The 17622-nt window shown below is 67.0% G+C and carries 24 protein-coding genes; 13 read left to right on the top strand and 11 right to left on the bottom strand.

Annotation, left to right across the window (positions count from 1 at the left end; all coding sequences use genetic code 11):
• Positions 1 to 108: 108 nt before the first annotated feature.
• From ACFWY6_RS17465 to ACFWY6_RS17440, 6 genes are all read right to left on the bottom strand, one after another.
• Positions 109 to 2484, bottom strand: a complete 2376-nt coding sequence (locus tag ACFWY6_RS17465) for a DNA topoisomerase (RefSeq protein WP_384690779.1) — start codon at positions 2482 to 2484, stop codon at positions 109 to 111.
• A 147-nt stretch (positions 2485 to 2631) separates the two neighbouring features.
• On the bottom strand, positions 2632 to 2769 hold the full coding sequence (locus ACFWY6_RS17460) for a hypothetical protein (protein WP_384690777.1): 138 nt from the start codon (positions 2767 to 2769) through the stop codon (positions 2632 to 2634).
• A gap of 758 nt (positions 2770 to 3527) precedes the next feature.
• Entirely contained in the window at positions 3528 to 3740 is a 213-nt protein-coding gene (locus ACFWY6_RS17455; protein ID WP_384690774.1) for a hypothetical protein, read from the bottom strand.
• A 61-nt stretch (positions 3741 to 3801) separates the two neighbouring features.
• Complete coding sequence (locus ACFWY6_RS17450) at positions 3802 to 4116, bottom strand: hypothetical protein (protein ID WP_384690771.1); 315 nt, start codon at positions 4114 to 4116, stop codon at positions 3802 to 3804.
• 80 nt (positions 4117 to 4196) lie between these two features.
• Entirely contained in the window at positions 4197 to 4550 is a 354-nt protein-coding gene (locus ACFWY6_RS17445; RefSeq protein ID WP_384690768.1) for a DUF6233 domain-containing protein, read from the bottom strand.
• Between the two features lie 99 nt (positions 4551 to 4649).
• On the bottom strand, positions 4650 to 5087 hold the full coding sequence (locus tag ACFWY6_RS17440; protein ID WP_384690765.1) for a hypothetical protein: 438 nt from the start codon (positions 5085 to 5087) through the stop codon (positions 4650 to 4652).
• Between the two features lie 359 nt (positions 5088 to 5446).
• Here ACFWY6_RS17440 and ACFWY6_RS17435 point away from each other — a divergent pair, with 359 nt between their 5' ends.
• The 4 genes from ACFWY6_RS17435 (at position 5447) to ACFWY6_RS17420 (ending at position 8912) form a co-directional block, all read left to right on the top strand.
• On the top strand, positions 5447 to 6205 hold the full coding sequence (locus ACFWY6_RS17435; protein ID WP_384690762.1) for a TnsA-like heteromeric transposase endonuclease subunit: 759 nt from the start codon (positions 5447 to 5449) through the stop codon (positions 6203 to 6205).
• Positions 6202 to 7437: a hypothetical protein gene (locus ACFWY6_RS17430; RefSeq protein WP_384690759.1), complete on the top strand. Its 1236-nt coding sequence runs from the start codon at positions 6202 to 6204 to the stop codon at positions 7435 to 7437. Before ACFWY6_RS17435 ends, ACFWY6_RS17430 begins: the two co-directional genes overlap by 4 nt.
• A gap of 89 nt (positions 7438 to 7526) precedes the next feature.
• A complete protein-coding gene (locus ACFWY6_RS17425) occupies positions 7527 to 8315 on the top strand; it encodes a hypothetical protein (protein WP_384690757.1) in 789 nt (262 codons plus the stop codon).
• Positions 8316 to 8762: 447 nt separating this feature from the next.
• Complete coding sequence (locus tag ACFWY6_RS17420) at positions 8763 to 8912, top strand: hypothetical protein (protein ID WP_384690754.1); 150 nt, start codon at positions 8763 to 8765, stop codon at positions 8910 to 8912.
• A 364-nt stretch (positions 8913 to 9276) separates the two neighbouring features.
• On the opposite strand, the gene ACFWY6_RS17415 is transcribed toward ACFWY6_RS17420, so the two are convergent.
• The gene (locus tag ACFWY6_RS17415) at positions 9277 to 9513 is read right to left on the bottom strand and encodes a hypothetical protein (RefSeq protein WP_384690751.1); all 237 of its coding nucleotides are present in this window, start codon (positions 9511 to 9513) and stop codon (positions 9277 to 9279) included.
• A 432-nt stretch (positions 9514 to 9945) separates the two neighbouring features.
• Between ACFWY6_RS17415 and ACFWY6_RS17410 the strand changes: the two genes are divergently transcribed.
• Positions 9946 to 10755 (top strand): DUF3800 domain-containing protein, encoded by an 810-nt coding sequence (locus tag ACFWY6_RS17410; RefSeq protein ID WP_384690748.1) that lies wholly within the window; start codon positions 9946 to 9948, stop codon positions 10753 to 10755.
• A gap of 177 nt (positions 10756 to 10932) precedes the next feature.
• Here the strand turns inward: ACFWY6_RS17410 and ACFWY6_RS17405 are convergent, their stop codons facing one another.
• The 4 genes from ACFWY6_RS17405 to ACFWY6_RS17390 all read right to left on the bottom strand — a co-directional run bounded on the left by ACFWY6_RS17405 (position 10933) and on the right by ACFWY6_RS17390 (position 13756).
• Positions 10933 to 11097, bottom strand: a complete 165-nt coding sequence (locus tag ACFWY6_RS17405) for a hypothetical protein (RefSeq protein ID WP_384690745.1) — start codon at positions 11095 to 11097, stop codon at positions 10933 to 10935.
• Positions 11098 to 11199: 102 nt separating this feature from the next.
• Positions 11200 to 12351 (bottom strand): hypothetical protein, encoded by a 1152-nt coding sequence (locus tag ACFWY6_RS17400; protein ID WP_384690743.1) that lies wholly within the window; start codon positions 12349 to 12351, stop codon positions 11200 to 11202.
• On the bottom strand, positions 12348 to 12755 hold the full coding sequence (locus tag ACFWY6_RS17395) for a hypothetical protein (RefSeq protein ID WP_384690740.1): 408 nt from the start codon (positions 12753 to 12755) through the stop codon (positions 12348 to 12350). The genes ACFWY6_RS17400 and ACFWY6_RS17395 overlap by 4 nt, the downstream gene beginning before the upstream one ends.
• 299 nt (positions 12756 to 13054) lie before the next feature.
• Positions 13055 to 13756 (bottom strand): hypothetical protein, encoded by a 702-nt coding sequence (locus tag ACFWY6_RS17390; RefSeq protein ID WP_384690737.1) that lies wholly within the window; start codon positions 13754 to 13756, stop codon positions 13055 to 13057.
• A 443-nt stretch (positions 13757 to 14199) separates the two neighbouring features.
• Between ACFWY6_RS17390 and ACFWY6_RS17385 the strand changes: the two genes are divergently transcribed.
• The 8 genes from ACFWY6_RS17385 to ACFWY6_RS17350 all read left to right on the top strand — a co-directional run bounded on the left by ACFWY6_RS17385 (position 14200) and on the right by ACFWY6_RS17350 (position 17622).
• A complete protein-coding gene (locus ACFWY6_RS17385; protein WP_384690734.1) occupies positions 14200 to 14478 on the top strand; it encodes a hypothetical protein in 279 nt (92 codons plus the stop codon).
• Between the two features lie 33 nt (positions 14479 to 14511).
• Positions 14512 to 14961, top strand: coding sequence for a homing endonuclease associated repeat-containing protein (locus ACFWY6_RS17380; protein ID WP_384690731.1), 450 nt, complete (start codon positions 14512 to 14514; stop codon positions 14959 to 14961).
• Positions 14962 to 15049: 88 nt separating this feature from the next.
• The gene (locus tag ACFWY6_RS17375) at positions 15050 to 15403 is read left to right on the top strand and encodes a hypothetical protein (RefSeq protein ID WP_384690728.1); all 354 of its coding nucleotides are present in this window, start codon (positions 15050 to 15052) and stop codon (positions 15401 to 15403) included.
• On the top strand, positions 15391 to 15606 hold the full coding sequence (locus ACFWY6_RS17370; protein WP_384690726.1) for a hypothetical protein: 216 nt from the start codon (positions 15391 to 15393) through the stop codon (positions 15604 to 15606). The genes ACFWY6_RS17375 and ACFWY6_RS17370 overlap by 13 nt, the downstream gene beginning before the upstream one ends.
• 85 nt (positions 15607 to 15691) lie before the next feature.
• Positions 15692 to 15961 carry a hypothetical protein gene (locus ACFWY6_RS17365; RefSeq protein WP_384690723.1) on the top strand — a complete coding sequence of 90 codons (270 nt, stop codon included), beginning with the start codon at positions 15692 to 15694 and terminating at the stop codon, positions 15959 to 15961.
• Positions 15962 to 15976: 15 nt separating this feature from the next.
• On the top strand, positions 15977 to 16468 hold the full coding sequence (locus ACFWY6_RS17360) for a hypothetical protein (protein ID WP_384690720.1): 492 nt from the start codon (positions 15977 to 15979) through the stop codon (positions 16466 to 16468).
• Between the two features lie 292 nt (positions 16469 to 16760).
• Entirely contained in the window at positions 16761 to 17150 is a 390-nt protein-coding gene (locus tag ACFWY6_RS17355; RefSeq protein WP_384690717.1) for a hypothetical protein, read from the top strand.
• A 4-nt stretch (positions 17151 to 17154) separates the two neighbouring features.
• Positions 17155 to 17622 carry a hypothetical protein gene (locus tag ACFWY6_RS17350; RefSeq protein WP_384690714.1) on the top strand — a complete coding sequence of 156 codons (468 nt, stop codon included), beginning with the start codon at positions 17155 to 17157 and terminating at the stop codon, positions 17620 to 17622.

Raw genomic sequence — 17622 nt, 5'->3', positions numbered from 1 at the left:
TTTGTTAATCGAAAAACACACATGATTTTTTTGTGGTGTGGGTGTATCCGCGCGCGGGGGCCCCGGGGGGGGGCCCCGGGGGGCCCCTCGACATTGCTCGATGGGGCGTCAGCTGAACGACGGCACGATCTTCTTCTTGCCGCCCTCCTCCTTCCAGGAGACGGCGGCATCGAACGTCTTACCCTTGGCCGAGACGAAGCCCTTGCCCTGGATGGTCTTGCCGGCCGCCAGGTCACGCCTTTGCGCATCGGTAAAAGTCACCTGGCACCAGGAGCGCGGCGGCTCGTCGCCAGAGCCGAAATCGGGGACGACCTTCTTCGCCTTCGCGTCCCAGCTGACCTTGCAGCCGAAGGTCTTGCCGGTCCGCGCGCTGACAAAGCCGTCGATCTCCAGCGCCTGGCCCGCCAGGAGCGCCGTGACTTCCGCCGGCGTAAACGTCCGGCTGGACCACTCCGTCGGCTTGTCCGGCACCTCCAACTGGAACCCGATGAACTTGCGGCCCTTGTAGTCGCCGACGCCGAGCGCTCCGGTGACCCTGTAGGGCTTGTCCGCCTTGTTCGTGGCCTCGAACGAGATCGTCTCGCCCGCCAGCAGCTTCGCCACCTCGTCATCGCTGAACTCGTGGCCCGACCAGATCTTCTTGAAGGCGACCTTCTTCGGCCCGCCCGGAGCGGCCTGCCACACACCCTCGGCGCGCGCAGCGACCACCTGCTCCTTCAGGCCCAGCTCGGCGCGCATGGACGCAGCATTCTTCGCCATCGTGACGATGTCCTCGCGCACCCAGTCGGCGACGACGGCCAGGCGCTCCTCGGCCGTCGCCGTCCCGGCGGCGATGTCGCGCATGTCGGCGTAGACCTTCTCGGTGAGCCCGAGGTCGCCGATGCGCGTGCCCGGCAGGAGCCGCCAGCTCATCTCGCCGGCCTGCCCGAGCCTGAGCTTCCGACCCTTCTCCGTCAGCAGCGGGTACTTCGCCTTGTCGTTGGTGACCTCCGAGTACGTCGAGGTGCGGGTCGCGCCCGTGCCCACGTCGCGCTTCTCCAGCTGCTTCATCAGCCACTTCATCGTCGGATGCTCGGGGCGCTTGTTCGCGCCCTCGAAGATGAACGGCTCCGCGGTCTGGCCCAGGCCCTTGCCGGACTCGTTCTCGTCGCCCTCGGTCGTGTCGTCGCCGGCGTCTGGATCGAACACAGCCCGCCAGCCGGGGCTCTTGGGCACGTTGGCGATGCCGACGAAGTCCGGGTACTTCTCCACGTGGCCCTTCTGCTGCTCGTAGAGGTAGTCCTCGGCGAGCATGGCCAGGTAGTTCTTCGCGAGCATCTCGTAGATGAGCCGCCCAGCCTTGCCGTACTTGTGCTCGACCTCTTCCAGCGAAGAAGGCACCTTCTGGCCCGGACGGTTCGCGCCGTGAGCGCCCTGGGGCTTCACATGCGTGGAACGAGGCTGGCGGTGCGTCAGAAGCCCAGCGTCGACGCCGCCCACCGAGGCAATCTTGTCGACCAGCGGCGCGAGGTCCTTGAACTGCTCGGGCGTGATCGTCTTGTCCTCGGTGCGCGGGTACGAGACAACCTGGTCCTCGTACATCTTCTGGTAGGTCGAGAGCGTCAGGCTCGCCTTCACGCCCTTGCCAACGAGCATCGAAGACAGGGAGGCAAGGTCGAGCAACTTCGGCGGCGCGGTCTTCTTGTCCGCCTTGCCGTCCAGGACGACAGGCGAGGGGCCGTACTGCTGCGGCACCTGGCCCTTCTGATCGAACCGCGGCTCGCCCGGGTTGGTGTACATGACGTCGTTCTCGTCGCGGAAGCGGTTCTGGAAGAACGGCTTCTTGACGTACGCGTCGTAGGCCCTCTGCTGGTCGCCGACGAGAGAGACCATCGCCGACTTCAGCCGGCCCTGGCGCAGCACCAGGTCCTGGCCGGACTGGCGGCCCATCGCCGTGGTGATACGGGTGAACTGCATCGAGAGGAAGTCCCACTGCGAGCGGTACAGCGCCTTGCGGTAATCGCCCTCGTCCTGCATGGACTTCACCGGCCGGCGCTGTTCGAACGCCTTCTGGATCGACGCCTTCGACTCATCGGTGAACTCCATGCGGCTGAACTTCTTGCCGTGGAAGCCGAGTTCGTCGATCGCCTCCCAGAAGAGCAAGTCGCCCTCGCCGGACGGATCCAGGTCCGTGGCGATGACGATCTCGGCACCGCGCCCGAGCGCCGCACGCAGAGCCTTGATGACGTCTGCGACGTTCTTCTGCGGCTCACGCTTCCACGTCAGGTCCTCCGGATTCCACGGCAGGCTGCCCAGGTCCCACTTCTGATAGCCATCCGCGAGCGAGGAGTCCACCATCGCGTGCGGCTGGGCGAACTCATAGAGATGACCCCGCAGGCTCGCCACCTCGTAGGCCGTGCCCTTGTAACTGCCCTTCGTCCCACCGAGGGCGCTGGCCATGTTCCTCGCTGCACTCGGCTTCTCTGCGACCACGATAGCGACCATGTCGACTCCTTCTCGCCATTGACTCGGAAGCGAGTGGGAGTCTACTTGAAAAGGGTGGTCGAATGGGAATGGGGAGGTGATTAAAAAGGCGTTGAATGACGCGAGGGTCATGCAGAGAAAGCCAGCGTCGGCACGCTGTTCGAGTAATCACCGCTCGAGGTGGCCGTCGGGCGCGGTTTCGATCGTGCCGTCGTCGGCGCGGCGAGCCGCGTAGAGCGTCGCCCCGGAGATGGCGTTGGCGATGTACATCGCCGCGAACCGGTCTTCCGGGACGGCCTTGTACATCTGCCAGGCGCGGGTCTGCCATGGCGCCGTCGGGGGCGCCCTTTCCGCGCGTGACCTTGCGGTCGACGTACCGGGGGGCGGCCGCGGTGATCGTGCGACTCGGGCTCATGGGGTGAGCCGTCCAAGGGTGTCGTCGATGCGGTTGAGGAGGACGGTCGCGCCGGCGACGGCGAACCATTCGACGGCGTGCGCAGCGAGGGGGTGTTGTGCCACTGGTCGGTGGCGCACAGCCAGACGGCGAGGGGCAGGCCGGATAGCCACCAGCCCATGCGGTACGGGCACGAGAGGAGCGTGATGGCGGCCGTGCGGGTCTTGGACGTTTCCTTGCGGGCGTGCCAGTCGAAGACGCTCCGGCGGGGGCCGTCAAGGATCGTGTCGTGGAGGACGAGCTGGGTTGCGCGGTACCCGGCTGCGGCGAGGAGGGCGAGCTCTGTGAGGCCGATCATGTCCGCCCATTTCGAGAGATCTTGCTGACGGGGGCGGCCACTATAGGACCTTTGCTGCAAATCCTCCGCTGAGATTGATCTTCAGCGGGAGATTCTTGATCTCTGGGCGCTCAGCACCGGTCTGGGAGGATCTGATACCTTTCGCCGCTCCCCGGGCGCCCGGTCGTCGCGCGGGGACTCCCCGGCGGGTCATGAGCACGCCCGCCGAGGGCCGGGAGGGACGCCGACGGCTACGTCGAGGCGGCCTTCGGACGGTGCGGGCACGCACGCCCGCGGCCGTCGGCGTCCACCGGTCCGGCGCGGCACCTGGCGCTACGCCGCCTCGTAGTGGTGCGCGCGCCCACCCCGCCACCGCACCCACGCCGGGTCGTCGAGCAGCCCCTCCGCGTCCGGCAGTCCAGCGCGGCGCAGGAACTCGACGACGTCACGATCCGAGTGCGCGAGGCCGAGGATCTCGCCGCGTACCGTCACCCGCCGGCCGCCCGTGCCGGACGGCGGATGCATGACTATCGGGGCGGTGGGCATACCTCCAGCGTGCGGCTGCGCATGCTCTGCGGCGACTCCGCCCTTGAAACGCTGGACGGCTTCACAGCACGGGCGGGGTGGCGTTCTCACCTCGCCCGGAAGACGCGTTGCCGAGGTACGTGATGAACGCGTCCGCGACCTCCTGGCCGTGGTGTGCCTGCACCCACCGGGTGGCGGCGACCAACTGGCGGCGCGCTGCTGCCGCATCCTCCAGGACGCTGCGCTCCGCCCGCTCGTCCCGGTCTGTGGTGATGGCCTGCACGTCGGTGAGGGAAATCCGTTGTTCCCAGACGTCGATCATCCGGGCGGCAGTGAATCCGGGGTGGGTCGGGTGCGCCGCGACGAACCGGGCGATGTCATCGTCATCGTGTGCCATCCCCTCATCGTGGCGGCCCGGCGCGGCTGCGCGGAGAGGTTTCCGGGATCAGGAAACAGGTGGCGCAGATCGAGCACTGCTCACTCCAGCACGCCGAGCTCGGTGTCCGGTCTGCAGTGGATGCAGGCCCGGATGCCGCGAGCCAGCTCCCATCGCGCCTCGTCGCGGTTGACAGCCGTGCGCCGTTTCCCTGCCGCGCCGCAGTCTCCGCGGTGCACCTCGATGGGCGGGCCACCGTGCCCGATGCCTCGCTCGACGATCCAGTCCGGGACAGGCGGGCGGGCTTCCTCGCGGCGGGCTTGCTCGGCTTCGCGGCGTTCTTCGTCGGCGATCCATCGGTCGATCTCCGCGAGGGCGCGTGTGGCCTGCTGCTCGACGACGCGGCGGGCGAAGCGCAGCTGATCGAGGCGGGTAAGCGGAGCAGACTCGTTCACTTGTTCGAGTCTAGTCGAGTGGCGGCTTACCGTCGCGAGCACACTGTCCTCGCCACCGGACCTTGAGCGATGGACACCGAACTTTGAGCGGTTCTCCGCTTAGTCGGCCTGGAGGACCTCGTTGCGCAGCGCGTGCAGCAGCCTCAGGGCGTCCTCGTTGTCGGCGTCGGTGAAGGCGTGGATGGCGAGCAGGATGGATCCGGCGATCAGCTTTGCGGTGACGGGGTCGTCGCCGGCGGGTGCGGCCTGGTTGTGCAGGGCGTCCGTCAGGACGAAGACCATGCGGGCCATCGGATCACTGTTGATCTCTGTGACCAGTCGGCCGGTTTCGTCGTGGTCCATGGTGGCGTCGATGCCGAATGCGGCGATCAGAATGCGGTGGAGCGTGTGCTGCCCATAGGCGGCCAGCAGTTCCGGCAGCGGGCGCTCGCCGATCCCGCCCGTCAGCACCGCCAAGGCGTCGTCGTCGTTTCCGACAGTGGCCTCCAGCGCGGCCAGTGCCCGCAGGTGCTCCTCGTCGGTCAGCTCGATGTCCATGGCACTGCAAGCTAGGCCAACGCACGGAAGCCGTGGCGGCGTTCGCCGCGAAACCACACTTCAGGGTCTGGAACCGGCAACCACCACTCAAAGTTCAGTGACAATCGCTCAAGGTTCGGCGGCACAAGACGCACACCCGCGGGAGGATCGCCGCATGCCGACTTGTCCCGTATCCAGTGATCTGGTCCGCGTCTCAGATGATCTGGTTCGATTCGCTTCTGGTCTCAGGTGATGTGGTTCGCCGAGGTGTTTGAGACGGGTTGTCGCTCGTTGGGGTGACGCGATCTGCGTACAGGCTGTGGTGCTCCATGAGGTGCTTCACCCTCACGGTACGGGGTGAGGGGCCTGGGGAGGTGCTCGTGGGTGAGCCTGCGGAGGTGGTACCCGCCTGGGAGTACGCGGCCGACGTCCATGTGGGGTTCGTCGGTCCCGATGGTGCTCGTCGGCTCGGCCCGCTGGCCCGGTACTGGGGTGAGCCCTTCGAACTTACCTCGCCTGCCAGGAAGTTCGCCGCGTTCAAGGGACAGAAGAACTTCACGGGGGACTACTGGGCGGTGACTTCGCGGTCTTTGGTGGGCTACGAGTCGTGGGTGGAGCGGGACGCCGCGATGGCCCTGGACTTCGATCCCGCCGTCGTGGCTCTGGCTTCCCAGCCCTTCTGCCTGGTCTGGCCGGACGGCGACCGGGATCGCGAGCACACCCCGGACTACTTCGCACGGCTCGCTGACGGGACCGGCATGGTTGTCGATGTCCGCCCGCAGAAACTGGTCGACGAGGAGGCTGCTGAGGTCTTCGCGGTCACCGCGCGGATCTGCGAGTCGGTGGGATGGCAGTTCCGGCTGGTCGGCGACCTGGATCAGCCGTTCCGGGCGAATCTGCGCTGGCTGGCCCGCTATCGCCATCCGCGCTGCTATCGGAGGCCGGTGGCGGACCGGCTGCGGGAGGTGTTCTGCGAGCCGCAGATGCTTCTCGCCGGGGCCGAGCAGGTGGGAGACCGGTTGGCGGTTCTGCCAGTGCTCTATCACCTGCTCTGGCAGCACGAACTGACAGCAGATCTGGTCTCGGCCCCGCTGGGCTCCGCAACGGCCGTCCGCCTGGCGGAACAGGGGCGGCCGTGAACTCCGCGCGTCCGGGGCGGCTGCGGCTGGGCGACCGTGTCCGGTTCCAGGACCACACCTACACGGTGGTCGGGCTCACCGGGATGCGGGTCCGCCTGGTCGATGTCCACGGCACCGGCATGCTCGTGGACCAGCTTCACCTCCAGGCTGCGGCGGACTTCGCCGTCCTCGGCACTGGTGAACGGGCTGCGCTGGGCTCGGCCGCGCTGCTGGGACACCTGCCCGAGGAAGTGGCGGACCGCGCCCTGTGGTGGCAGCGGCACATCGTCGAGCTTCTGACCGGCTTGCCGCCGGACGCTACGGCAGGTGCTCGTCCGCGGCCCGAGTACGACCCGGGCACCCGCTCGCTCGCGGAACGCGAGCAGGCCAAGGCCGCCGAACTGGCCGCGATGGGCGAGGAGATCAGCGCACGGACCGTCAAGCGCAAGCGGCAGCGTTACGAGGCCGGCGGCGTCGAGGCGGTGGTGGACCGTCGGCTCGCCCCGCACGCCTCGCTGCTGGGCCAGGCGGATGAGCGCGTCGTGGCGGCGATCCGACAGGTCATCGCCGAGAGTGTGGAGGCGTCCACCCGCACGATCGAGTACGCGCGCTGGCGAACCGAGCAGATTCTGGCCGCCGAGCATGGCAAAGGCGCCATCGAGATGCCGTCGCGGGCCACGTTCTACCGGCTCTTTGGCAAGTTGTCCCGCGGTGTCAATGTGACTGGTTCGGCCCGCACCCGCCGGTCGTTGGCCGATCAGCCCGCAGGTCCGTTCCGCTACGAGCAGGTCGCGGCCCCGGGCGAGCTGATGCAGATCGACTCCACTCCCATGGACGTGCTGGTCCGGCTCGATGAGGGGGTGCCCGGCCGCGTCGAGCTCTGCGGTCTCGTCGACGTCGCCACCCGCACCATCGCCGCCGCGGTGGTACGGCCGACCACCAAGTCGGTGGACGCTTCGCTGCTGCTGGCCCGCGCGTTGACGCCGGAGCCGATGCGGCCGGGCTGGGCACAGGCCCTGGCGATGTCCCGCTCGGTGTTGCCGCACCGCAGGCTGCTGACGCTGGACGAGCGCCTGGAGCACGCGGCCGCCCGGCCGGTGATCATCCCCGAGACCATCGTCTGCGACCGGGGCAAGGCGTTCATCTCGGAGAACTTCCGCGCCGCCTGCCGGACCCTGGAGATCAATTTCCAGCCCTGCCACCCCGCTCGCCTGCGGAGAAACCTCACATCGAACGCACACTTGAATCAGTAGCCACCCTGTTCTGCCAGTTCCTCCCCGGTCACCTGGGCCGCACGGCCGAGCATCGCGGCCGGCGGGTCGAGGACGAGCCGCTGTGGTCGATGCTGGAGATCCAGGAGCTTCTGGACGAATGGCTCGTCGCCAAGTGGCAAACCAGGCACCATGACGGGCTCAGGGACCCCGGCAGTCCCGGCCGCACCTTCACGCCGAACCAGAAGTACGCCAGCCTCATCGAGAGCTCCGGCTACGTCCCTCTCGCCCTGACCGGCGACGACTTCGTCGAGCTGCTGCCCGCGACTTGGCGGGCCGTCAACTCCTACGGCATCAAGATCAATCACCGCATCTACGACTGCGCGGAACTGGGTCCGCTGCGGCGTCAGCCCTCCGGAGTCACCCGCAAGCGGGATCTCTGGGAGATCCACCGCGACCCCTACGACGCCAACTGGATCTGGATCCGCAACCACTGGGAGGGCGGCTGGATCCCGGTCCCCTGGAAGCACCTGGGCAGCGTCCCGCAGCCGTTCGGCGACCTGGCCTGGGACCACGCCGCCGCCGACCTGCGGCATCGCGGTGAGAAGGACCCCAGCGAGATGCAGATCGCCCAGGCGGTCGCCGATCTCCTCGCCAGAGCCAGCCAAGGCCCCGACAGCGAAAGCTCCGACAGGGCAGCGCGACCGTCCCGGCGCGAGCGAAGGGTCGCCGCCCGCACCCGAGCCGCCGCCGAGAGTCCCAGGCAGCGACCGCCCGTCCCCGAGACAACACCAGCGGGCGGGGACGACCCACAACCCCACGACGCGGAGGAGGAAGACGACCAGCAGGACGAGGCGATCGCGAAGGTCATCCCGCTCGGCGTCTTCGATCCCTTCAAGGAGGCTGACAAACGATGGTGACCGCATCCGCTCCCGGCCCACCGTCGGACCCTGATCGAAGGCACGGGTGGCGGCGGGCCCTGGACCGTGAGGAACTGCACCGCTACATGTCCGCCCATCCGCTCATGGCCACGGACACCTTGACCCATCACCTCGAACGGGCCCCGGGGAACTACCTCGCCACCACTCAACAGACGTTCCACAGGGCCGTGTTCAAGCAATACCGGGCGCTTCTGACCGCGGTTCGGCGAGAGCCCGCCCGGCACGGCCTCGATGCATCCTTCGCCACGATGAGTGCCTTCGTGCTCGGGCTGGACGCCGGGAACTCATGGAACATGCTCTCCGGGTTCCAGGAGTGGCTCGTCGTCCGCCTCGGCCGGGGCCACGACCACCTGGCCCGTTCTCATCCGGCACCTCACTCCCGGAGGCTGGGTCCACCCACTCACCGCCCAGGCCGACACCGAAGCCGTGATCACACTCCACCGGCTCCTCGGCGAGTTCTTCGACGCACGAGAACAACCGAACGGACTCGCCGAGATCTTCAAGGACTACCAAGAGTGGCTGACGACACAGGCGTGGCATCAGTTCGGAACCGCAGAGCCGGACCAGATCAACTGAGACCGCATCCGCCATCTGTTCGCCAGGGACCACATCCCCTGAGATTCCCGTCACCCCCGCGTCTCGACTGAACTGGTCGCCGCAGGTCAACGGGCCGACTCGGAACCAGATCAACTAAGACGGGACACGACTGTCGAGATCACCATCCACGGGCGGATCACCCACGGCCACGACCACACCACGGTCACCTGCCCGACCTGCCAGGCCACTCACTCCCACAGGATCGGCGGCGACCTGAACGACGACACCGCCCCCGTGACGCTCACCTGCGTCAACGGTCATGGCGTCCCGTTCCCGGATGAGGTCGACCCGCGCGAGGTCCTGTTCACCGTCGCCATGCGCTCCGAGTAGCCGCAGGCGCCGACTACTCGACCGGGTCCTCCTCGGCGTGCCGTACGGCCTTCTTCACTGCCATTTCGACCTCGTTGCGTGGCTGTCCGGTCTCCTGCGCGTACTTGGTGACGGCGGCCTGGAACTCAGTCGCCTTCTCCAGCCACAGATTCCACTGAGCCCGGTGCTCCTCGCCTTCGAGGCCTGCGAGTCCGGCTCGTGCTTCCTCGGCGGAACGTTCAGCCTTGATCAGATCTTTGTCGACTGCCACGGATCGGATCATAGATCTGTTCCGGATCGCTGGCTGATCGCTCCGCACTGGGCAGGTCGGGAGGCCCCGCATGGGGTTCCATCATCATCGCCGACGAGCCGCACGAACCTCTCAGCCGCGTCGCCAGCTCTGAGCGCGGTCAGGGCCTTTTCGCGGGCCCCAACCGTGGGCGGTGATGCCGGCGATCGCGGTTTCAGGTGACAGCGTCGCCGGTAAGGTCCGGGGCCAGTTCGCACCCCCGCGAATTTGGGCCGACAAGCCCGTTATCGGGTGTAACGTAGCGTCACCGGACGTTACTGCTGGGGGCAGCTGGACGGATGGCAACGTAAGAGCCCTCGGCGGCACGCGACTCCGACGAGGGCTGGAACCAGAGGAGATAGGCACTCCCATGGTGTTCAGCAACACTAGCCCCAGCCGTCGTCGGCGGTGCCCATGACGTCACTCCTGGACGCCATACAGGGGATAGCCCAGCGTCCACGGCTCAACGTGTACGTGGACGAGACCGGCGACCGCGGCCTGAGCCCACAGTCGTCACCCTTCTTCGCGATGACGGCCCTCATCGTCCCCGAGGAGGACGATTGGACTGTCCGGGTTGCGGCAGGTGGACTGCGTGCCCTGATCCACCAGAACAACCCGCACCTGACCAAGCCGCTCCACTGGGTCGACCACTTCAAGGCCAAACACCCCGAGCGGCGCTCCCGAGCGGCTCAGACCCTTGCCCAGATGCCTTCCGCCAAGGTCGTCCACGTCATCGTCCCGAAGGTGTCGGCGCGGCAGTACGACGGGATGCGGGACGGGGTCCGTTTTTACAACTACACCACGCGCCTCCTCCTCGAACGGGTCGCTTACGCCGCCAAGGGGTGGCCAGAGGGGCCGCGTACCGCCGTCGTGCGTCTCGGCACCGTCAAGGGGTTGGATCACGTCGACACGGAGCAGTACCTGACTTTCGTGCGACAAGGGCGCGTTGAGACCTACGGCGTTCCGTGGGCGTACATCAAGTGGCCGCCCACCTGGCTGGGCACGGACTGGGACGGCATCCAGTTGGCAGACCTCCACGCCGGTCTCCTGAATGCGGCACTCTCCGGGCCTTTCGCCGACGACCAGTGCGCCGAGAACCTGCTCCTGTGCAAGCACCAGCTCTACCGCAAGCGGGAGCGGCTGCTCGGATACGGGGTCAAGGTGCTGGGAGACAGCACCTTCGTGACCGGCCGTTGCTGGTGGCCCAAGTGGCAGGTCGCCTGAAACGACGGAACCCCTTGGAGGGACCCGGGGGCCACTGCCGCTCTCAGAGCGGAGGATCCAGTTGCCTGGTTCCGGCCGTATCCCGGCATCCCACCAAGGGGCTCCGTACTTCCACCGTAGCGTACGGAGGAGTACACCGCAGGAGCCGTGCAAGCCCGTCGTTGACGGGCTCCCCCGTCAGGCGGTGTCGTCGAGGAAGCCGCTCACTACCGGGGCGGAGCGGTGTTTCACGAGGGCGGCGCGCAGCTCGGCGAGGGCGCTGCCGCCTCTGGCGGAGCTGACGCCGCCCAACAGGTCGACGACGTGCTCGCCGGTCTCGACGGTGGCGTCCAGGTCGCCCATCGCGAGGTACGCGGACGCCCGCCGGGCCGCGGGGGCCCAGACCTCTGCCGCACGTCTTGCGGCGCTGCCGGGCGGGGAAGCGCTTCTCCTTGCTTGTCATGGTCATCGAATCGGCCGTCCTTCCCGCTCGCGTTCAAGCTTCAACTGCTTCCTGGTCGCATCCCGGGCCTTGTCCCGGAGGTAGATCGCCTCCTTGTGCGTGATCGGCGCGTCGTGGAGGTTGTGCGAGCCCCGCAAGAAGTTCTCCGTACGGTCGGCGATGGAGTACGCCAGCGCCTGCTCGACCACCGCGCTGGTCTGGCGCACCTCGCCCAACTCGTCGCGCAGCTTGCGCAGTAACCCCTCCCGCTCGCGTTCAGCGGCCTCCATGTTCGCCAGGCGGGCCACCACGCTGCCCAGCAGCGGGTCGCGGGAGCGGAACAGCTCGACGGCGCGCTCGGTGGCAGGATCGGCATCAAGGTGCAGGTCGAGCTGCGCCAGCAGGAACGCCGTCACCAGCGTGCCCTGGCTCAGCCGCTGGCTGAACTCCCGGGCAGCGCTGTCGCTCACGCCCAGTTCACGGACTGTGACTGCTCGCAGCTGATCCCGCAGTGCGTTCATGATGCTCTCGGGCAGCGCCTTGATGTGCGGCTGGCTCTGCACGCCGGCGAGCCGGAAGCCCGACTGGGGGAGCGTGGCGGCTGCGTCGGTGGTGCTACCCGTGCCCCCCTTCGAGGCCGCACTCTGCACGGCGTCCTGATGGTCGGTGAGCTGGAGCGAGCAGGGCGTTACGTGCTCGGGTTCATCCGGTGAGGCGACGACGTCATGAGCAGCGGCTTTGGCTGTAGCGGCGTCCTCGACGTCCGGCTGTGCCCCAGGAGCCGGAACAGCATCAGCCGCAGGGCCCGCCGGCGCACCGCCCGGGAGCACCCCGTCTGCGGCGTTCTGTCCACCGTCGGCACCACCGCGCTGACTGGATCCGCCGGCCCGCTCGGAGTCGCCGGCGTCGGGCTCGCGGTCCGGCTTCAGGTTCGGGCGATCCGCTTCGGCGTCCACGTCGGGATCAGCCTGCGGGCCTTCAACCTCGGGTTGAGAGTCGACGTCGACAGCCTCATCGAGCTGCACCTCAGGCTCAGGCTGTGCCGCCTGGGCCTGGACGCGCCTCAGCTCCTCGCTCCCGCCGCGCCGGTAGGCGTCGAGGAAGGAGGTGTCCACTTCCATCACCTCGTCGGTGGGCGTAGCCGCTTCCAGCATCTCTGTGAAGTCCCGGCTCATACGAGCTCACCGTCCTCCTCGTCGAGCAGGTAGTTGTCGCCGCGGGTGAGCCCGATCAGCGAGTCGAAGCCCGTGGTGACGACGCGTTCGAGGTTCGCCGAGTTCTTCGCCAGCGCCGTGACCTGGTCGACAAGCTCGTTGAGTCGCGCGATCTCCAGGGTCGGCAGGTCGTAGTCGAGGTTCTCGCGCCGGATCTTCTCGACCACCGCCTCGGCCACGTACTCGTTCACCGAGGGGAACCCGCGCTTGTCAGCCCAGTACTGCGCGCGCTGCTTGTCGTCCGAATTCAGCCGGACGAACATGCCCTGGCGGCCACTACTGCTGCTCTGCGTTGCGCCCGGCTTCTTCTTCTTCGTGCCGCGCACGGGCTGCGTCGTCTTCCCCAACTTCTGCGTGACGGTCATGCGCGGCTTCTCCTTGCCCTATTTGACTAATCTATGAGGTCATCTTGTCAATACTACTAGATAAGTCATCTGCACTCTTTGTGCTTCCGATCGAATACCAGTAGAGTCGCAGCCGCGCCCAGTCAGTCCCCCCTGGCGGCGCATCGCCGCAGCAGGTGGCCCTGTTCGATTCCTTTCCTCTCGGGCGGGGGCACCTGCTGCGGAGACCACGCCCACCTTCGCGTGGCGGCGAGAAGAGAAAAGGCCCGGTGCGACACATCTTCCGCACCGGGCCCTTCGTCTGTCTGATGGACTTCCGCTCAGGAGCCGGGCATGGGAGTCGGCGTCGCGTTCGTCGTGCAGTCGACGAGCCCCTGGGTGAACTTCGGCGACCGCCAGATCGCCTTGTCCTTGTCGCTGGGCAGATGCTCGACGATTGACCCAGCGCCAAGGCGTGCGCCGCCTGCGAAGAAGTGCAGTGCCTCCTGGCTGAAGCCCGTGTTGTACGCCAAGGTCGACAGGCACTGGCCGGCCGCCGCGTAGGTCTTCTTCTGACCCTCGTCCCGGGCGTAGGAGGAGAACATCGAGACCAGGCCCTTGGTGAGCTCGATGGACGAGTTGACCGGCTGATCCGCGCGGACCGGGTAAGCCGGCTTCAAGTTCGGCTTGCCAGCTACAGGCTTCGCGGCTGCCTTCGGCGGCACGTGGCTCTGAGCCTTGGGGCTGCTGCCGTTCGGAAGTACAGCCCTGTCGATGCACGCGTCGAAGTCCTCGCGCAGTGACCGCGAGGCCAGGAGTGCAGCGTCGTCCTCGCTCACCTTGTTCAGTCCATCGATAACTGCACCCATGTCGTCGCTGTCGGCCTTGACGATGTGGGCCAGTGCTCCCTCCGGCATTCCCGCCTTCCGCACTGCTCTCGTTAGGCAGGCCTCGCCGTCCTTGTTGGAACTCTCAGTGCCCTGGAGGGCGAGCTTGTCCAGCGCCTCGCCGAGGGTCATATCGGTGACCTTGACGGTGCTCACGGTCGGACTCGGCGCAGACGGCGCCTGGGTTGTGCTGCCGTCGCCACTGGAGCATCCGGCGAGCAGGACGCCCGCGGCCACAGCGAGTGCTGCGGCCGAGGGCGCAGCCTTCCTCGTTCTCCAGGTCTTCATCGCTTCTCGCTTCGCCTCTCCTATCGCCGTCCAGTCCGATTGGATCGACTGGTCTTCGAGGGTATCTTATCGCAATGCCTATTGAATGACAGTCTGTGATGAGTCAGAATGCCACGAGATGGGGGGTGCAGAGGGCGCGCCGAGCGGGGATCGGGCGCGCAGGGTGCCTGCGGGTCTGCTTGGTGCTTGGGGATCAACGGAGTTGATCCGGAGGGCTCTGTGACACGTCGTGCGCGTTTCGGCTGCGGGTGACCCCCTGCCGGGCGGCTGTTCGTGGGCTTCTCATCTCCTCCTACGAAGGACTGCTCGACATGACTGCTCTTGCTTCTGCTCGGGCCACCACCGACGTCGATCTGCTGACGCTCACGCTGCACGTGAGCGATGACCAGAAGACCTGGCACCCGATCGTCTTCGAGGGTGAGAGCCCGGTCTACGTCGACAAGCAAGCCGCCGCCTGGCTCAAGGAACGGCCGTACCTCGCCGTCGAGATGGACGGCTCGACCTGCTGCGGCCAGTTCCCTCGGGCCTTCAACGCGGTGTTCGCGTCCATCACCCGCGACCAGCAGCTCGTGCAGGTGCACACGCTCTGACGCGCGCCCGCTTCCAGAAGGAGAGCACCGGCCATGACTGTGCATGCTGCGCACGTCCCCGCGCCCATGAAGCCCGGTCCGGTCGTCTACACCGACCGGCAGCTCCTATGCGTGCTCATCCGCCTGGCGCAGGGGGAGAGCACCCTCGGACGTCGCACGTTCGAGCAGCGCCGTAGGGAGGCCGACCCGTCGGCTCCGCTCTACGAGCGCCGCTTCGGCAGCTGGAACCGTGCGATAGAGCTCGCGGGCCTCGACGCGGTCGCACAGCCCGAACAGCTGCAGGATGCGACGACGAAGTGGACCCAGGAGCAGCTCATCGCCGCGATCCGTCGGTGTCTGCTGGAAACAGGATCCGCGGCGCTGGCGGCCTACGAGGCCTGGCGCATGGATCCGGCGGACCTGAAGAGTGATGTTCCGCCGGCCACCACCATCCGCTTCCGGATGGGCAGTTGGTCGCGGGCCACAGAGCTGGCTTGCGCCTGAAACCCATCGTCATCTGCGACACCGTTCTTTTCGCGCTGCGCGCTGTTCAGCCCTGCGCAAATCCCACTACGACCGAGCCGAGGACCCCATGACCGTCATCGCCGCACCGATCGCTGACCTCCTCCTGGCCGACGCTGCGTCGGCCGAGATGACCCGTACGGTCGCCGCGCCTGAACTGCTCGGCGTCGCCGCGCAGCTGCCCGAGCTGGAGTGGTGCTTCTTCTGCTCCTACGACGAGACCAGCGAGCCGGGCCTGCCCCGCGACATCGTCAAATGCACCGTCGAACCCGCCCTGCCGCCCGAGGACTGGGACCCGAGCTGGGGCCAGGGCCCGCTGTACGAGGTCACCTACCTCTCCTGCGGCCATACCCTCGCCGAGCTCTGCGAGTCGGCGGCTCCCACGCTCCACTCTCCGAAAGAACCTTCCCCATGTACCCCCTGACGCCACTACAGAGCCTGGCGCTCCTCTTCATCGTGCTGGCCATCGTCGCCTGCATCCTCTGGATCGCCCGTGAGATCAGCACCCAGACCCGGACGCCGGCACCGGCCGCGCAGCGCCCGGAGACCGACGGGTCCACACCCATCGTGCGCATCGCGGTCCAGCGGCCGAACGAGCCCTACGACCACGAGAAGCACGGTCTCTGAAGACCAGCACTCCATTGATCTGACCGCCCTCAACTCCCACGCCTGGGGCTGCCGTCCATCATCGAATAGGAAGGATCCCCGCCGCATGACCAATTTACGACGCAATCGGATCACAACCTGGAGCGGCGGAGTGCCGGGCCAGGTCACCAGCTACGTGACCGAGGAGCGAGTGCGGTACGCGCCGAGCGGCGGCCGGTACCGGATGCGGCACGTGAAGGTGAGCCTCCCCGACAGTTCGGTCTGGCAACGGCGCGGCAGCAATGCGATGGATGCCATCAAGATCCGGCGCAAGGTCGGGCCGACGACCGACGAAGGCCAGGGTCCGAAGGCACTTCGTGACTTGCTCAAGCTCTGAGGAGGAACTGTGTCTATGGAATTGACTCCTGATGGGGCCAGAGAGCGGCTGGACTGCGGACACACGTCCGGCGAACTGTTCACCTTCCAGGAGCCCGGGGTTTTCACCGACCACGAGACCGGTGAAAAGGTCTGCCGTAAGTGCAGCGACTCCCGGCACTACGACCGGGTGCATAAGCAGTACGCGGAGATCGAGGCGAAGGCTGCACGTGAGGGTTGGTCGTACGAGTACCTCAGCACGTACAGCGCATACGTGCGCAGCGGTGAGCTGATCGGCAAGCTGGTCTGCCGTGCCTATTGGCGACGTGACCCGAACGGCGCCGACGCGCGGCGAGGCGTACTCCAGCCCGCGCACATGTACAACTCCGCTTTCAAGCGGCTCAAATCTGTTGTGCCGAACTCGCCGGTGACAGGGTTCGCGCTCCTTTTCGAGGACGGCAGCCGAGACCCGCTCTGCTACGACCAGGTGTGCGTGGTCACCCGTGAGCCGCCCCTCACTCAGGCGTGAGCCGGCGGGGCCGCTGTGGTTTTTCATGCTCCAGCAGTACGTACTCCCGGCCGGTGACCAGCCGACCACATGGGTCGATACCGCGACCCGGTACGTGCAACTCAAGCCACGCTGCGACGGCACGGAAACCGATCAAGTCGCGACATATTGCGTGCGCCACATGAAGGCACGCATGCGCAACGGTAAGCCCCAATACCGCGTGAAGGTCCGCGAGTTCAGATGGTGAATTCTTCAGCAGGCATTAGTGGTGCACATCGACGGCACCCACGCCTATTACCGAGGAGAGATGAGATTGTCGGAGACACAGACCAGTGTGGAGACGTACGTCAGGCGGTCGGCATTCAGCAGTGAGGTGCGACAGATCGGGAGTCCGGTCACGCACGCCGCGGACACACCAGAAACGCTGGCCGAGAACGGGACGCTCGTCCGGGTCCGGCCGCACTACAAGGTGCCCGACGGCCGGTCCAGCCTGAAGGCGGTGCGCTCTCCGTGGTGCTACGAGGCGTACGTCGTCCGGGTGTCCTGCGGCGACATGGTGCTCGTCAAGTACACGTGGGAGACGGACGACACCCCCTGGACCAGCGCGGGCGCGTTCAAGGTCTCAGAGCTGCACAAGGTGCGCGAGTGCGAGTGCCCCGCCTGCTGCGGCAAGGACGGCATCACGGAATTCGAGGGGGCGTAAATACATGGTGAAAATTCCTGAGCTGGGTCTGGACGACGACCTTCCCGGCGCGCAGTTCGCCCGCGAAACCAAGAAGCAGATGATCACTCAGGGGGCGGAGCCGGATTACCACAGCTTCGAGCGGCTGCCTTCGTACGAGGGCTACGCCGGTATGTGCACGTGCGGGTTCCGGACGCCGCAGCCCTCGTACGAGCACATGGGCGACCTGACCAGGCTCATCTGGGAGCACCTGGAACGGGACGTCTTCCCGCCGGTCGATGAGGCCCTGCTGCTGAAGGAAGCCCAGTTGATCAAACTCGGCGACCTGATCGGCTACCACCGCCTGATCGAGGCGACCGAAGAGCACGGCATCCGGCACGTGGGCTGGCTCGTCGCCGGGACGCGCGGATCGATGCGCCTCAAGGACGGCGCGGAGTTCGGCGCCTTCCAGGGCTCGTGGATCAAGTTCAGCAACGAGAAGCAGGAGGGCTGA

The sequence above is a fragment of the Streptomyces sp. NPDC059037 genome, from assembly GCF_042740015.1.
Taxonomy (GTDB): domain Bacteria; phylum Actinomycetota; class Actinomycetes; order Streptomycetales; family Streptomycetaceae; genus Streptomyces.
Note: the sequence above shows the minus strand (reverse complement) of the source record. Positions and strands in the feature narration are given on the sequence as shown.

Excerpts from the sequence above, each read along its gene's own strand:
- ACFWY6_RS17465 (WP_384690779.1), bottom strand. The coding sequence starts at position 2,484 with ATGGTCGCTATCGTGGTCGCAGAGAAGCCGAGTGCAGCGAGGAACATG.
- ACFWY6_RS17460 (WP_384690777.1), bottom strand. The coding sequence starts at position 2,769 with ATGTACAAGGCCGTCCCGGAAGACCGGTTCGCGGCGATGTACATCGCC.
- ACFWY6_RS17455 (WP_384690774.1), bottom strand. The coding sequence starts at position 3,740 with ATGCCCACCGCCCCGATAGTCATGCATCCGCCGTCCGGCACGGGCGGC.
- ACFWY6_RS17450 (WP_384690771.1), bottom strand. The coding sequence starts at position 4,116 with ATGGCACACGATGACGATGACATCGCCCGGTTCGTCGCGGCGCACCCG.
- ACFWY6_RS17440 (WP_384690765.1), bottom strand. The coding sequence starts at position 5,087 with ATGGACATCGAGCTGACCGACGAGGAGCACCTGCGGGCACTGGCCGCG.
- ACFWY6_RS17425 (WP_384690757.1), top strand. The coding sequence starts at position 7,527 with ATGCTGGAGATCCAGGAGCTTCTGGACGAATGGCTCGTCGCCAAGTGG.
- ACFWY6_RS17410 (WP_384690748.1), top strand. The coding sequence starts at position 9,946 with ATGACGTCACTCCTGGACGCCATACAGGGGATAGCCCAGCGTCCACGG.
- ACFWY6_RS17405 (WP_384690745.1), bottom strand. The coding sequence starts at position 11,097 with ATGGGCGACCTGGACGCCACCGTCGAGACCGGCGAGCACGTCGTCGAC.
- ACFWY6_RS17400 (WP_384690743.1), bottom strand. The coding sequence starts at position 12,351 with ATGAGCCGGGACTTCACAGAGATGCTGGAAGCGGCTACGCCCACCGAC.
- ACFWY6_RS17395 (WP_384690740.1), bottom strand. The coding sequence starts at position 12,755 with ATGACCGTCACGCAGAAGTTGGGGAAGACGACGCAGCCCGTGCGCGGC.
- ACFWY6_RS17385 (WP_384690734.1), top strand. The coding sequence starts at position 14,200 with ATGACTGCTCTTGCTTCTGCTCGGGCCACCACCGACGTCGATCTGCTG.
- ACFWY6_RS17380 (WP_384690731.1), top strand. The coding sequence starts at position 14,512 with ATGACTGTGCATGCTGCGCACGTCCCCGCGCCCATGAAGCCCGGTCCG.
- ACFWY6_RS17375 (WP_384690728.1), top strand. The coding sequence starts at position 15,050 with ATGACCGTCATCGCCGCACCGATCGCTGACCTCCTCCTGGCCGACGCT.
- ACFWY6_RS17370 (WP_384690726.1), top strand. The coding sequence starts at position 15,391 with ATGTACCCCCTGACGCCACTACAGAGCCTGGCGCTCCTCTTCATCGTG.
- ACFWY6_RS17365 (WP_384690723.1), top strand. The coding sequence starts at position 15,692 with ATGACCAATTTACGACGCAATCGGATCACAACCTGGAGCGGCGGAGTG.
- ACFWY6_RS17360 (WP_384690720.1), top strand. The coding sequence starts at position 15,977 with ATGGAATTGACTCCTGATGGGGCCAGAGAGCGGCTGGACTGCGGACAC.
- ACFWY6_RS17350 (WP_384690714.1), top strand. The coding sequence starts at position 17,155 with ATGGTGAAAATTCCTGAGCTGGGTCTGGACGACGACCTTCCCGGCGCG.